General features: G+C 37.9%; 12 protein-coding genes. 5 read left to right on the top strand and 7 right to left on the bottom strand.

Features of this window, described 5'->3' with window-relative positions; translation table 11 throughout:
• Nucleotides 1-213: 213 nt before the first annotated feature.
• Nucleotides 214-804: a class I SAM-dependent DNA methyltransferase gene (locus ACPWSO_RS03370; RefSeq protein ID WP_426081390.1), complete on the top strand. Its 591-nt coding sequence runs from the start codon at nt 214-216 to the stop codon at nt 802-804.
• Between the two features lie 425 nt (nt 805-1,229).
• Here ACPWSO_RS03370 and ACPWSO_RS03365 read toward each other — a convergent pair whose 3' ends face one another.
• Entirely contained in the window at nt 1,230-1,835 is a 606-nt protein-coding gene (locus ACPWSO_RS03365) for a lysozyme family protein (protein ID WP_426081388.1), read from the bottom strand.
• A 188-nt stretch (nt 1,836-2,023) separates the two neighbouring features.
• On the opposite strand from ACPWSO_RS03365, the gene ACPWSO_RS03360 reads away from it, so the two are divergent.
• From ACPWSO_RS03360 to ACPWSO_RS03350, 3 genes are all read left to right on the top strand, one after another.
• Complete coding sequence (locus tag ACPWSO_RS03360) at nt 2,024-2,752, top strand: alpha/beta fold hydrolase (protein WP_426081387.1); 729 nt, start codon at nt 2,024-2,026, stop codon at nt 2,750-2,752.
• Nucleotides 2,749-5,340, top strand: a complete 2,592-nt coding sequence (gene mprF, locus ACPWSO_RS03355) for a bifunctional lysylphosphatidylglycerol flippase/synthetase MprF (RefSeq protein WP_426081386.1) — start codon at nt 2,749-2,751, stop codon at nt 5,338-5,340. Before ACPWSO_RS03360 ends, mprF begins: the two co-directional genes overlap by 4 nt.
• Before the next feature lie 222 nt (nt 5,341-5,562).
• On the top strand, nt 5,563-5,991 hold the full coding sequence (locus tag ACPWSO_RS03350; protein ID WP_426081385.1) for a GNAT family N-acetyltransferase: 429 nt from the start codon (nt 5,563-5,565) through the stop codon (nt 5,989-5,991).
• A gap of 80 nt (nt 5,992-6,071) precedes the next feature.
• Here ACPWSO_RS03350 and ACPWSO_RS03345 read toward each other — a convergent pair whose 3' ends face one another.
• Nucleotides 6,072-6,941, bottom strand: coding sequence for a PhzF family phenazine biosynthesis isomerase (locus ACPWSO_RS03345; RefSeq protein ID WP_426081384.1), 870 nt, complete (start codon nt 6,939-6,941; stop codon nt 6,072-6,074).
• A gap of 328 nt (nt 6,942-7,269) precedes the next feature.
• Between ACPWSO_RS03345 and ACPWSO_RS03340 the strand changes: the two genes are divergently transcribed.
• Nucleotides 7,270-7,806, top strand: coding sequence for a CDP-alcohol phosphatidyltransferase family protein (locus ACPWSO_RS03340; RefSeq protein WP_426081383.1), 537 nt, complete (start codon nt 7,270-7,272; stop codon nt 7,804-7,806).
• A 200-nt stretch (nt 7,807-8,006) separates the two neighbouring features.
• On the opposite strand, the gene tuf is transcribed toward ACPWSO_RS03340, so the two are convergent.
• The 5 genes from tuf to ACPWSO_RS03315 all read right to left on the bottom strand — a co-directional run bounded on the left by tuf (nt 8,007) and on the right by ACPWSO_RS03315 (nt 14,461).
• Nucleotides 8,007-9,194: an elongation factor Tu gene (gene tuf, locus ACPWSO_RS03335; RefSeq protein ID WP_426081382.1), complete on the bottom strand. Its 1,188-nt coding sequence runs from the start codon at nt 9,192-9,194 to the stop codon at nt 8,007-8,009.
• Between the two features lie 231 nt (nt 9,195-9,425).
• Nucleotides 9,426-9,968 (bottom strand): GNAT family N-acetyltransferase, encoded by a 543-nt coding sequence (locus ACPWSO_RS03330; protein ID WP_426081381.1) that lies wholly within the window; start codon nt 9,966-9,968, stop codon nt 9,426-9,428.
• Nucleotides 9,969-10,175: 207 nt separating this feature from the next.
• Entirely contained in the window at nt 10,176-11,408 is a 1,233-nt protein-coding gene (locus ACPWSO_RS03325) for a trypsin-like serine protease (protein WP_426081380.1), read from the bottom strand.
• A 195-nt stretch (nt 11,409-11,603) separates the two neighbouring features.
• Nucleotides 11,604-13,604, bottom strand: a complete 2,001-nt coding sequence (gene nagE / locus ACPWSO_RS03320; protein WP_426081379.1) for an N-acetylglucosamine-specific PTS transporter subunit IIBC — start codon at nt 13,602-13,604, stop codon at nt 11,604-11,606.
• 17 nt (nt 13,605-13,621) lie between these two features.
• Nucleotides 13,622-14,461, bottom strand: coding sequence for a PRD domain-containing protein (locus ACPWSO_RS03315; RefSeq protein WP_426081378.1), 840 nt, complete (start codon nt 14,459-14,461; stop codon nt 13,622-13,624).
• Between the last annotated feature and the right edge of the window lie 154 nt (nt 14,462-14,615).

Genomic DNA, 14,615 nt, shown 5'->3' with positions numbered 1-14,615 from the left:
TCCTCACTCAAGTTTAAAATCACACCTTCTCTAGTTTACTTGTTCAAGAAAAGAACTGCAAGAAATTATTAAAAAACAAGTGCATTCCTTAAACTTTCCTTTACGGTCTTGTCTAATTATTTAGCAATCCATCAGCTCAACTCTTCCTGCGATACTATGATATGATAATGTCTGATACTAACAAGGATACTTTAAGAGAGGCTGAAAATAACTATGAATAAATTTGAACAAATAGCAAATCACTACGACTCACCAGAACGATTACAGATTGCAGAACAAATCGCTGACAAAATTCGCCAAACAGTTAAAACCGGCGAATACGATACTGCATTAGACTTTGGCAGCGGAACAGGCTTGGTGGGACTACAGCTTATTGACTTATTCAGTCAAATGATTTTTGTTGATACATCCGGAAACATGCTGGAAATTGCCCGCAAGAAAATTGATCAGCAAAAAATCGACTCAATTACCCTGCTCCATCAGGATTTATTTTTAGATTCAAAAGGTATATCAGCCGACTTTGTATACTTATCTCAGGTATTGCTGCATATCCCTGATACAGCTGCTGTTTTTTCACTTCTAAAAAGCTTAATTAACCCAGGCGGCAAATTGGTTATCGTTGATTTTGACAAAGAGGAAAGCATTCAGCACCCAGATGTTCACAACGGCTTTTCTCATAGGGAATTGATTCACATTGCAGAGCAAGCTGGCTTCAAGAATATACAAATGGAAACATTCTATCATGGAAAAAATATGTTTATGAACAAGGATGCCTCGCTGTTTATTTTGCAGGCTGAAAACTAATCATTCTTAGACAACAGTTTCCGTTTTTGTACGCTCGATACTGTTCTGTGCTGCTGAAAATTCCTTAAAGAATTTTCGGCAGTATCTTTTAGTAGGTCTCATGTAGAGTTTTATACATATCAAAATGTCTAAATCACCAGGACGCTCATCCTCCAAAAAAAAGAACCTGAAACAAAACCAGAAATTCTCTGCTTTTGATTCCAAGCTCTAAGCGTTTATTTAGTTTTTATCTTGCCATTCCTTGCGTAGAAGCCGTTTGTAAAAAGACACTATTGTTGTCTAATGATACTATCCATTCAAATCTGTTCGACTAAAATTTGGCTTTTCTAACTTAGCTTGTTGTTGAGTACTTATCAAACTAGCTGCATATGCTTCCTGGTATTTCTCAGAAAAAACTACAACACTTCCCAAGCTTCTTCCTTTCACTAGCCAAACCATTTAATAAAATTCTGATTCATTTTTACAATTTCAGCATAAAACATATTACCGCCATTTTTATAAAGAAATCCACCATTGTGAAAAATTGATTGAAAGCGATAATAGCTATACGTTTCTCCGCTATCATTTCCAAGCAGTGGAGATAAAAAATCCTTTGAATATTCTTCTGAAAGAGCCACCGTATTCCTACCGCCGTTTTGGCTAACAAAACGAATATATTCCAAGCCAAAATTGTACGCCTGTACTGCTGTCCAAAGATCATTCCCAGCCTCTTTGTTCTGCTGAATTGCTTCTGCTAGAAACTTAACACCATACTTTATACTTTCGATTGGATCATCAATTACCTCCTGCTGACCATAGACGCTTTCACTGCTCTGCATTAAATCAGCTGAACGTCCTTTCGACTCTGTATAAATAATTGCCAGAATCAGATTTTTATATTCTGGTATGCCGTTCTCCTCGGCTGCTGCTTCTACCTGACTCTCATAGCGAATAACCTGCTGTACATTTCCCCGAATCTTGTAACCCATATATAATGAAATAATTACGATCAAACTAAGAATAACAATTGCTGCTCTTTTTAAGATTTTCATAATTGGTCAGTTGAATCCTCCAAACTACTGGAAATATTTACTATCATACTTTACCTATCAAAAAAAAGCTGAAAGAAGATCTATTCTTTAAAATTCTTTAACATTATCAAAACGATTCGGCTTATATCCATATTATTTCTCAAATAATGAAAAACTGACTATACTGTTACTGACAGGTGATGAATAAAATGACGAAAAAAAACACTGTAACAACCGCAGATGGAAGTCAAATCTTTTATGAAACAACAGGTACTGGCACACCGCTTTTTCTTCTTCATGGAAATGGGGGAAGCAGCGATTATTTCAGCTATCAGGTACCTGTTTTAAGCCGTTATTTCAAAGTCTATACAATTGATCTCCGCGGACACGGTCGTTCAACCAATACACAAGACAAGCTTTCTTTTGATTTGTTATCTGATGACCTTTATCTTATCACAGCCCAGGAGAATATTCACTCTCTAAATATTCTAGGCTTTAGCGACGGAGCTAATCTAGCAATCTACTTTGCTGCCAGCCATCCGGCAATGGTCAAACATTTAATTTTAAATGCTGGAAATACTGAATTTCAAGGATTAACTCCTTTTAGTCAAATCAGCGTCTATCTAGAATACTTTTGGTTTCGGCTACTAGGCATTTACTCCTCTAAATGGCGAAAACGAGCAGTTATTACGCATTTAATGCTAAGGGATATCGGTATCACGGAGCGCGACTTGGAACGCATCTCAGCTAAGACTTTGGTAATTGTTGGAAAAAAAGATGTCATTAAACTAACTCACTCGATGTATTTAGCAGAGAAGATTCCCAAGGCTTCTTTTGTTTTGATTCCTGGTCAAGGCCATCTATTCGCGCGAAAAGATCCCAACCTTTTTAACAAAAACGTACTTTCATTTCTATTAGAAAAGCAGGTGAATTTATGAAATCAATTATTCAATGGTTCAAGAAGCGTTTAGGTCTTATTAAAATGATTTTTATTATTTCTGTTTTATTTATTGTAGTCAGTGAGCTATTGGCTATTGGTAAAACCATATCTTTTGAGCAATTAGGAGCTATTTTTCAGACGCTGCCTTTTTGGAAGCTTCTATTGATGCTGGGGATTGGTTTACTCGCTGTTGTTCCGATGTTTGGGTATGATATTGTACTTAATCGGACACTGGAGCAAAAAGTTGCCCCCGCCTACCTATTGGAAACAAGCTGGATGATTAATTCAATCAACAATATTGCTGGCTTTGGCGGTTTGGTTAGTATCGGCCTGCGTTCCGAATTTTACGGCAAAGAAACAGATGGAAAAAAAGTAGTAAAGGCCTTATCAAAAATTTTGATTTTTCTTTTGGCAGGTTTATCAATTTACAGTTTGATTTCTTTTCTTTTAGTCACACTTGGCGGAAAAAATCCTTATTTAGAACAGTATAGTATTTGGCTAATTGGCGGGGGCTTATATTTTCCAATTGTGCTGCTGCTTACAATGGTTAGAAAAGATGAATACATTGGCGATATCCCTATGTCTTCCCGCCTTCAGTTGATTTTGACTTCATTTCTAGAATGGACAGGAGTGCTGCTAAGCTTTCTGCTCATTGGTTCACTTATGGGTATATCTTTCCACCCTTCACAAGTTATTCCATTATTTATCGCTGCTTCTGTTATCGGAATTGTCTCTATGATTCCTGGTGAACTAGGCAGCTTTGATATTATGATGATTCTCGGTCTGTCTTCATTAGGGATTCCCCGTGAGACAGTCATTGTTTGGCTCTTGTTGTTCCGTCTATTTTATTACATTATCCCATTTTTAATCGGCGTCGTGTTTTTCGTAAAAAATCTAAGTCACACGCTTAATCATCGCTATTCTGGTGTTCCCAGGGAGCTGGCTATTGAAGTAAGTCATAAGCTGCTGGTCGTTCTTGTCTATTTTTCCGGCATTATGATTGTTCTTTCAGCTACAATTCCGGAAGCATTTACACAATTTCACTGGCTCAAGCAGCTAAATCCTTGGTCTTTTCATTTATTAACACAATTTCCTGCCATTATATTAGGCTTTTCTCTACTGATTATTGGCCGTGGACTCGCTGCAAGAGTCAGTCGGGCGTATATTCCCGCAATTGCGTTAATTCTTATCACCTTGTTATATACTTTGTTTAAAGATTTAAGCTGGAGCGTGATTATCCTTTTATCTCTGTTGCTTATCTTTGTTATTTCCTCAAAAAAAGAACTTTACAGAAAACAATTTGTTTATTCTTGGGAAATGAGAACCTTTGACGGGATTCTCTTTGCTGTACTTGCCTTGCTCTATGCTGTGATTGGGGTATACAATCTACCGTCTTTTCCCCATCATCATCGGCGGTTTATTTCATTTTTCTTATTCCCATCAGAAAAAATCTGGTTTTCTGGTCTGCTAGGAATTTTGCTTATTACTTTTTTCATTTTCATCTTTATTCGTTATCTTCAAGGAAACAAGCACCAAATTGGTGAACCCTTGGATAAAAAGCGAGCCTTGGCTCTCCTGAATAATTATGGAGGAAATACGGACAGCCAGCTGGTTTTTCTGAATGACAAAAATATGTACATTTATTCAAATACTGCTGGTGAAGAAACCGTCCTACTTCAATTCAAAACCTACAATAATAAGTGTGTCGTAATGGGCGATCCTTCAGGTAACTCAGAGGATTTTCCTGAAGCAATTCAGCAGTTCATTCATGAGGCTGATTTGTGGGGCTATTTACCAGTATTCTACGAGGTATCTGAGTCATTAGTCATGCTGCTTCATGAATATGGCTATGACTTTATCAAAATGGGGGAAGAGGCTCACGTTGACTTAGTGTCCTTTAGTTTATCCGGGAAAAAAAGGCGAGCCGACCGAGCTGTAATGAATCGTTTTGAAAAAGAAATGTATCGCTTTGACATTCTATCTCCGCCTTTTCTTCCTGAAACAATAGCTGAATTACGCTCTGTTTCTGATGAGTGGCTGGGAAACCGAAAAGAGAAAGGATTTTCTCTAGGATTCTTTTCAGAGGAGTACCTGCAGTTGTCAGATATTGCTGTTGTTAAAAACCAAAAAGATGAGATCATCGCCTTTGCGAATATTATGCCGACATATACTAAAAAAGAAGGAACCATTGATTTAATGCGCTACAGACAAGATGCGCCTTCAGGCGTTATGGACTTTCTGTTCATTTCAATTTTCAACGATATGAAAAACAACGGTATTGAATATTTTAATATGGGGATGGCTCCCTTAGCCAATGTTGGTACGTCGAGAAAAAGCTTTATTCAGGAGCGCATCGCCTTTCTTGTCTATAATTTCGGCTCTACCTTCTACTCATTTCAAGGTCTACGTGCCTACAAAAATAAGTATGCCTCTGATTGGGTTCCACGCTATACTCTGTATTCACGGGATAGTTCCATCATCTATGTGATGATTGCTCTGCTAATTATTGATAATGCACCAATTGACGGAAATCAGAAAAAAATTCACGGAATTAAACGTATATTGAAAAACCGATATCAACGTTAAGTATTAACGACGGTCTGTATCGGTGAACATACGACTTATTTTCGCAGAAGCCAAAACACTTGTCCGCTACGTCTCAGTCCGGATAAGTGTTTTGGCTCTACTATTTATCCGAATTTTAGCAAAAATAAAAAGCAGACTGTGATTATTAACTGCCCTCTGCTTTTTCTTCCAGCTTTCCTTTGCTATAATCAAGGAAACCAAATGCTTATTAAGGTGGTTACTATGATACATATCAGACATGTACAAAAAGAAGATCAGCTTTTCTGGTTCAAATTAGATCAGCACTTGTCAGAAACTGAATTTGAAAGGAAAATCAGAGATAAACGAGGCTATGTTTTATTAGATAATAATCAACCGGTTGGATTGTTGCGCTATAATCTTTTTTGGGATGATACACCTTTTTGTACACTACTTTTTATTGATCAATCGTATCAGCGCAGCGGCTATGGAAAAATGCTGATGGACTACTGGGAAAGTGAAATGCAGCGATATGGCTATGCATTCATTATGACATCTACACGAGCAGATGAAGAAGCCCAGCATTTTTATCGAAGGCTAGGCTATTCCGATGCCGGCGGGTTACTTATTACAGTACCTGGTCATGAACAACCTACAGAATTATTTTTTATTAAAGAAATAACAAAAAAATAAGTAGTTAATCATCTTACTCAACTAAAAATACCCTATCTTATCTAACAACGATAGGGTATTTTAAATTCTATTTTCAGCAATTACAAGGAGATTGTCATTTCTTTATTTCGACAGGCAGTTCCAGTAATGGAAACATGATATACATTATCACCTTCTTGTTCAGCCAGGACCGTTAACTGTCCTTCTCGCCCCACATGCTTCCCTTGTACAACAGTAATCATCTGCTGCTTTTTAAGCGGTCGATCATACGCCAGCAAATACGCGCCCATCACCCCAGAAGCTGTTCCAGTCACAGAATCTTCAATCGTTCCGGAAAACGGTGAAGAGAAATGGCGGGCAACATAAGTCCCTTCATTTTTAGAAGCCGCAAATGGATGAATTGATGATTTTGGCATTTCTTTCAGAACAGTTGGAAATGCTGCGGTCTGCGGAATCATTTGATCTAAAACTGCGCCTTCCTTTACAGGAACAATCAATGTCCATGAACCTGTATTGCCATAGACAATCGGCAAATCTTCAACTAAGCTGTCACTACTTATCCCCATTACTCTACATAAGCTTTCTTTATCTCCGTTAAACGGTATAAACTGTGCATCAGCCTGCTGCATAGTCATCTCTTGTGTCGTAGTTTCATAATCAACCTGAATAACACCCGCCAGAGTTTCTACAGACCACTGATAATCTTCTTGTTTTTGTTCAGATAATAAAAACATGGCTCCCATAGTTGCATGACCACACAAGGGTGTTTCATGCCCAGGGGTGAAATAACGAAGCCGCACGTCTGCTTTGTCGCTGCTGCAGACAAATACACACTCATTAAACCCTACTTCCTTTGCGATTTTCTGCATCTCTTCTTCAGTATAGTCATCGCCGTTCAAAATCACACCAGCAGGATTACCCTGATCTGGTTTTCTGGTAAAGGCATCCACCTGTATCACTTTACATTCCATATGAACTCCTCCGCTACATTTTTTGAAATTATAGCATAGAAATTTAGTAAAAGACATTTACAATTTTCAAAATATATAACTTTATTGTAAAAACAGGAGTACCACTATACATTTTTTCAGCACTACAAATAATAAAAAACAGAGTAATCTATTCGTTTGTATTGCAGAAAAAAGCTTTGAAAAGCTAGAATATTTTTTTATTAAGAGAGAAAAATATTATATATATTTTTTTAATAGATGTTGAACATTGACAGCTACCTTTAAAAAAAATACAAGACTATCAGTACACAAGCTAAAAATTTGTTATACTGACTAAAAAGCTCGCGAGGTGATAGTTATTCAGTATGCAGCAAATATTCTAACTAGTTTAAGATTTTTCCTAACATTTTTTATTTTGTTTACTAATCCATTTTCAGTCTCATTTTTTATTTTATACGCAGCCTGCGGGATTAGTGATATGCTTGACGGCTATGTTGCAAGAGCAACAAATACAGCTACTTCAACCGGTGCACTGTTAGACAGTCTTGCCGATATTTTCTTTTTAGTCATTGTTTGCTTCAAGGTTATTCCTGCAGTAACCCTTCCACCTTACTTTCTTTACTGGGGGATTTTAATTATCATTATTCGAATGAGTGCCTATCTTGTCGGTTTTAAAAAGTATCGAAAATTTTCAAGTCTACATACTTGGCTCAATAAGCTTAGCGGATTATTGTTATTTTGTGCTCCTCTTCTTTATCTAACATTGGGCATAGAAAAGGTTGGGCTGTTATTGATAGGAGTTACCTTTATTTCGGCGCTGGAAGAACTGCTGCTGACGATTCGCTCAGAAAGCTTGGATAGGAATCAGAAAGGGTTATTTTTTTAAGACAAATACTTCGGTTTAAATACAGTAAAAGCTTAAAATGAGCTATTTCCTTTGACTAGCTTCCAAATCAAAATACAATAGAAAACATATGCATAGAAAATGCTTATTATTAAATAACAAAACCAAGCAAGTACTGAAATTAGTACCTGCTTGTTTTTTTATGAATTGAAGCTTCTGTTATAACCTTTTGCTTAAATTCGTTATTTTTCGATTTCAGTGACAATACCTGAACCGACAGTTCGGCCGCCTTCTCGAATAGAGAAGGTTGTTCCTTGTTCAACAGCGATAGGATGAATTAGTTCAACGTCAATCGTTACGTTGTCACCCGGCATAACCATCTCAACGGCTTCCGGAAGCTCTACAACCCCAGTTACATCTGTCGTGCGGAAGTAAAATTGTGGACGATAGTTTGTGAAGAACGGCGTATGACGACCACCTTCATCCTTCGTCAATACATACACTTCTGCTTTGAATTTGGTATGGGGAGTGATAGAGCCCGGTTTTGCAATAACTTGACCACGCTCAATTTCATCCCGAGTTATTCCGCGCAGGAGAATACCAACATTGTCCCCAGCTTCTCCGTAATCTAGTGTTTTACGAAACATTTCAATACCAGTAACTACAGCTTTTTGAGTTTCAGGCTTAATACCAACGATTTCGATTTCATCGCCAACCTTTACTTGACCACGGTCGATACGACCGGAAGCAACAGTTCCCCGGCCAGTAATAGAAAATACATCTTCAACCGGCAATAATAACGGCTTGTCTGTGTCTCTTTTCGGAGTCGGTATATAGCTGTCAACTGTATCCATCAATTCAAGAATTGCGGCTTCAGCAGCAGGATCTCCTTCAATTGCTTTCAAAGCAGAACCCTTAATAATCGGTGTATCATCACCTGGAAAATTATACTCATTTAATAACTCACGGACTTCCATCTCTACTAGATCTATCAACTCGTCGTCATCGACCAGGTCTGTTTTATTCAAAAATACGATTAAGTATTTTACGCCAACCTGACGTGAAAGTAGAATATGCTCTCTAGTCTGAGGCATTGGTCCATCTGTTGCAGAAACAACCAAAATCGCTCCATCCATTTGAGCAGCGCCAGTAATCATATTTTTCACATAATCTGCGTGCCCTGGTGCATCAATATGGGCATAATGCCGTTTTTCAGTTTCATATTCGACATGGGCAGTATTAATGGTAATACCACGTTCACGTTCTTCAGGAGCTGCATCAATACTTGCATAATCCTGGGGGTTTGCCAGGCCTTTTTTCCCTAATACTGTAGTGATTGCAGCGGTTAATGTTGTTTTCCCATGATCGACGTGACCAATAGTCCCGATATTTACATGGGGTTTACTTCTGTCATAATGTTCTTTTGCCATAATTACAAACCTCCTATATTCATTTGAAAGGCAGCTCCCTATCTTCTTTGACGTTCACTGACCTTTACGAAATAAATTATAAGCTTTTTTTATAAAATGACAACAAATATGCTTACTAATAATAAGCGTATTTATTTCTTAATTTAAAATGACTGCCATTACTGGATTCATACCAGCTATTGATTAAAAAAACAGGCTTGTAAAAATACAACGCCTGTTTTACCTAAGTTTTCAAGAGTTCGCTTTATTTTTCATATATTCATTCTTAAGCAAACCATACTCATAAGTATCCTGCCAAATAGGTTTTCCTTGTTCGTCCATGTTGAAAAACACATTCTGCTTCAATTCACCTTCTCTACGCATGCCTATCCGTTCCAGCAGCTGCCATGAAGGAGTATTTAGAGGATTACAGAGTGCAATTATCCGACGCACTCCCCACTCCTGAAATCCATAGTCAAAGATTGCATTTACCGCTTCAGTTGCATAGCCTTGTCCCCAATACTCATTATTGAAAACATAACCAATCATCCAAGTATCAAACTCACCTTTAGAAAAATAGAGATTTCCGATCAACGTTCCATCATTCAGACAAACAGCCCAAAAGCTTTTATCCTGCGCACGCCGCAGCGCTTCCTTATCCGACTGCTCTTTTGTAAAAGGGGGATAGGGTTCGAAATGAACCACCTCTTCTTTAGATAAATAGTTAAATAAGGATGGACCATCATTTTCGGTGAATCTTCTTATATTTAACCGCTCTGTAATTAATTCTTCCATGTTCTTTTCTCCTTTATACATTTAGCTTACTCATAGTTTACCAGTCTAAGCATTAAAAAAGTAGACTTCATTAATTTTTGACTCAATCGGCAGTATATTTTCATGTATCGCTATCATAATACTATTTTTGTAGATAAAAACAGTGGACGAAAGTAATTTACATTACTTTATCCACTGTTTTCAATTATAATCAAACTGCTAATGTTTTTATTTTTTTACAAGTCGCATTTCGATCGCTTCCACTTGTCTGGCTTCTCCAACCGTTCCCGCTGTCTGACCATCTTTCACCCAAGGCAACCACCCTTTGCTCTGTACATGAGCTCTGTATTCAATGCGATGTGTGTTGGCAATTGCTCCTGTTAACTTCACTTGAAAAGCTTCCAACCGTCGTGATTCACCAACGGTTCCCGCTGTCTGACCATTTGAAACCCAAGGTAGCCAGCCTTTGCTTTGAACGTGGGATCGATACTGAATCCCTCCTGAATAGCCACTTAGTTTGATTTGCAAAGCCTCAGCTTGTCTGCTCTGTTTTGTTGTCCCAGAAGTAGTGCCGTTAGCCACAAAGTTCATCCAGCCAAAGTTTTTAGTATGTGTCTGATAATTGACTCCAGTATATATTGTTCCATCAGAATTCTTGTCATGCGCCCATGCGACAACATTACTTTTAGCTTTTCCATTCATTCGAACAGCATAATCATAACTAGAATAGCCACCAGCATGTATTGCGACAATTTGTTTATTACTATTATACATTGGACTTCCACTAGATCCAGCCCATGCATCGAACTGATGAAGAATTTGTTCATTATTAGAACCAACGATACCACTGGTTTGAGTATACATTTTACCGTCCTTCTTATCTCCGTGATAACCTGTTAATGTCAAAGAGGATGGAATTGTGCTTGTTAATCCAAAATATCCAGTATTATTTCCAATCGCTTTATTCAACCTAATTACTGCATAATCATTTGTTGCACCATAAGAGGTACTTGAAATCGTTACTACTCTAGATTGGGCACTGCCAAAAGGTTCACTATTAGCATTTTTCCCAGGATATACAGTAATTGACTTAGGCCATCCTCTATCCTTACTGTAAACTACGTGAGCATTGGTTAGCACAGCATCTTTACCAATCATACTTCCTGTCCCGCTTGAGGGCAAACCAACGTTGTAGTGACAAACTACCTTAACAACAGCTGAATATGGAAATACTGTTGTGTTGCTAACTGGACGACGTTCATCTGGTCCCCAAATTTTCTTTGGTTCTATTTCACTAAACGAAAAATCTGGAATGTCAACTATCTTATCCTCAGCTACTTCTGGAAAAGTATAACTAACCCCTTCATCAGTCATACCATCAGCATAAACAGCCCCATCACTACCAATCACTCCTAAAAACACTAATCCAACAAAAAAAACAAACTTTAAACATTTTACCAAAACTTAACACTCCTTTCCTTTTAATGAATTATAACATACATATTATCGTTATTGAATATAATTTTAGATAAATACAACCTTTCTTTTTTGCCACTTCTAATTTGTCAGTCAGTTGGAAATAACATGAATTACTAACTAATCTAGTGAACAAAAAAAGCCGGAGCTACTTTTACGTAACTCTGGCTTTGTTATTAATTATACAGTTGTTTTCCCTACAATATCATTCGCTTTTACAGCTTGTCCTGCTTTAGCTAAATCATAGGATTTTACTACGTCCTGATTCGTAAATACCACAATCAAGTCAGATTTCTTATTCGCTCTTTCAAGAGCAGATAAATCAATTGTTGCAATTTTATCGCCTTGTTTCACAGTCTGTCCTTCTGAAACATGAAGTGTAAATGGTTCACCCTTCAATTCAACAGTATCCAATCCCATATGAAGCAATACTTCAATTCCTGAATCAGTCAGAATTCCCATAGCATGTTTTGTTGGGAAAATATTAGTAATTTTACCCGCAACAGGTGTAAACACTTCTCCAGAAGTTGGAACAACTGCATAGCCATCACCCATCATTTTTGCTGAGAACACATCATCTTGTACTTCAGAAATCGGAACAGTTTTTCCATCAGCTACTGCATAAAGTTCTGTTACGCCGCCGGAAACTTTAGGAGCTTCCGGTTTTGGCTCAGGCTTTTTTGCCGTATCACCTGTTGGTGCACCGCTGATGCCGCCAGAGTTATGAAGCTTCGTCATTTCATCTGCAACAAACTGAACTTCTGTACCAACAATTACTTGGATGTTCTTATCATCAATTACCTTAACTCCTGGAACGCCTGTTGCTTTAATTTTTCCTTGATCAACACTACCTGTATCCTTAACAGTTAAACGTAAACGAGTTGTACAATTATCAATTGAAGTCACATTCCCTTGAGCGCCTAATCCTTCGTAGATTCTGCGAGCCAATGAAGCAAACTTATTGTCACCATCTGCTACATCTGGAGTTTCTTCTCCATCGCCTTCTTCACGACCTGGTGTCATTAAATTGAATTTTTTAATTGCAAAACGGAAGCCGAAATAGTAAACTGCTGCAAGGAAAATCCCTTCAACAACTAACATAAGCGGGCTGTTAGCAACTGGGTTTTTCAAGCTTAGGAAATAGTCAACAAAACCGGCACTAAATGCGAAACCTGCTGTCCATTGGAAGAACGCAGCCACTGCTAGTGACAGACCAGTGAATACAGCATGAAGCACGTATAACGGCCATGCAACAAACATAAATGAGAATTCCAATGGTTCAGTTACACCAGTAAAGAATGAAGCAAAAGCAGCTGCCATCATTAATGAAGCTGTTGCTTTTTTCTTTTCTGGGCGAGCACTTTGATAAATTGCCAAAGCACCAGCAGGTAATCCAAACATCATCACTGGGAAGAATCCAGCTTGATACATTCCTGTTTTACCAACAATCGCCAAACCTTCTTCAATTGCCTTTTGACCACCTAAGAAATTACCAATATCATTGATTCCTGCAACATCAAACCAGAATACTGAGTTTAACGCATGGTGCAGCCCAGTTGGAATCAATAAACGGTTGAAGAATCCATATAAACCAGCTCCCATAAATCCTAAGCCGGAAATTGCTTCACCAAACGCTACTAATCCATCAAAGATAACCGGCCAGATAAAGTATAGTCCCGCTGAAATAACAACCATTGAAGCAGCTGCCATAATTGGAACTAGACGTTTTCCGCTAAAGAATGATAAGGCCATTGGCAGCTTAACATTAGAAAAACGATTGTACATAGCAGCCGCCACTAAACCAGCAATAATACCAATTAAAACGTTATTTTGAATTTTTGAAAATGCTGCGGCTACTTCACTAACATCGTCCAAACCTTGAATCATTTGAACTGAAGCAGGAGCTAATAATTTTTCAGGAATCAGATAAGCGACTAATCCGGCTAAAGCAGCTGAACCATCCTTATCTTTGGACATTCCTAAAGCTAAACCTACAGCGAACAATAGCGCTAGGTGACCAAGAATCGCATCACCAGCATTAAACATAAAGATTGTAAATACATTGACATTCGGATTACCATTTCCAACCCAGTTTGCAATCCCCATAAGAATCGCAGCAGCAGGAAGTACCGCAACTGGAAGCATTAAAGAGCGACCCATTCTTTGCATGTATTCTTTCATAATACATAACTCCTTCTCTATTTGTTTTTAATCATACGCAGCCGTTCAATATGAATTGCTAAATAGCCCAGCTCTTCATTCGGCACTTGATAGTGGAAGTTTTTCATCAGTAACACTTGAATCTTCTTGGCGATTTCATAGCTTTCCGCATATTTTTTACGAACAACATCCAAAATATCGTCGTCCAATACAGCGTAATGATTTTGTTCGAAGCGGTGAATAAACAAACGGAGGTGATTCGCCAGACGGGAATAACTCAAACTCATCTGTTCATCATAAATATTGATATCCAGCTCCTGCTCAATTAAACGTATAATTTCAGAAACAATCGTGACCTCACGAATACTTTTACTGTTGTCCGTGCGTCCGCTGCGAGCACTGTGAATATGAATAGCAATATAACCAGCTTCATCATAGCTAAAAGGCAAACCCAGTGTTTGAGTCAGATAATCAACTGCCCATTGAGCAATTGCAAACTCGTCACCGTACAATATTTCGATTTCATTCAATAGCTTATTCCGAACAATAATATTATTCTGAATATTTTCAGCTGCAAAAGCAATGTGGTCACTTAAACCAACATTAATATGTGCATTAAGCTTTTCGCCAAGAGTATTTTCAGCATACTTGATGATTTCTTCCGTAGCAAAAAAATATTTTTCATCGATTTGGGATAACAGGACTTGAAGCTTTTTCAGTCCTTCCGGCTCCATCACAAAAATCCGTTCAACCTGCTGCTGAGGCAGCACATCATTTTTCTTTTTGTTGAAGCCGACCCCTTTACCGACAGCGACTTTTTCTTGTCCTTCGTCAAGCACAAGAACTGCATTTTGATTTAGTACTTTTTTGATTTTCATAAACATTACCTCTTCTGCAGAGTTGGCAGTTTCATTTCCATGAACGCAACAAAAAAAGCATAGAACAACTCCATAATTGTATGACATTAACTGTCATAACCACATGAAATTCTTCCATGCCTAGTATTATCTAGTCACATGAAAACGTTATTCA

The sequence above is a fragment of the Enterococcus sp. LJL51 genome (assembly GCF_049894025.1).
Taxonomy (GTDB): Bacteria; Bacillota; Bacilli; order Lactobacillales; family Enterococcaceae; genus Enterococcus_L.
The sequence above is the reverse complement of the archived record's forward strand: the minus strand, read 5'-3'. Positions and strand labels throughout refer to the sequence as shown.

Bases quoted from the DNA above. Each gene is read 5' to 3' on its own strand.
- ACPWSO_RS03330 (WP_426081381.1), bottom strand. From the start codon at position 9,968: ATGGAAGAATTAATTACAGAGCGGTTAAATATAAGAAGATTCACCGAA.
- ACPWSO_RS03315 (WP_426081378.1), bottom strand. From the start codon at position 14,461: ATGAAAATCAAAAAAGTACTAAATCAAAATGCAGTTCTTGTGCTTGAC.
- ACPWSO_RS03350 (WP_426081385.1), top strand. From the start codon at position 5,563: ATGATACATATCAGACATGTACAAAAAGAAGATCAGCTTTTCTGGTTC.
- nagE (WP_426081379.1), bottom strand. From the start codon at position 13,604: ATGAAAGAATACATGCAAAGAATGGGTCGCTCTTTAATGCTTCCAGTT.
- ACPWSO_RS03360 (WP_426081387.1), top strand. From the start codon at position 2,024: ATGACGAAAAAAAACACTGTAACAACCGCAGATGGAAGTCAAATCTTT.
- ACPWSO_RS03365 (WP_426081388.1), bottom strand. From the start codon at position 1,835: ATGAAAATCTTAAAAAGAGCAGCAATTGTTATTCTTAGTTTGATCGTA.
- mprF (WP_426081386.1), top strand. From the start codon at position 2,749: ATGAAATCAATTATTCAATGGTTCAAGAAGCGTTTAGGTCTTATTAAA.
- tuf (WP_426081382.1), bottom strand. From the start codon at position 9,194: ATGGCAAAAGAACATTATGACAGAAGTAAACCCCATGTAAATATCGGG.
- ACPWSO_RS03370 (WP_426081390.1), top strand. From the start codon at position 214: ATGAATAAATTTGAACAAATAGCAAATCACTACGACTCACCAGAACGA.
- ACPWSO_RS03345 (WP_426081384.1), bottom strand. From the start codon at position 6,941: ATGGAATGTAAAGTGATACAGGTGGATGCCTTTACCAGAAAACCAGAT.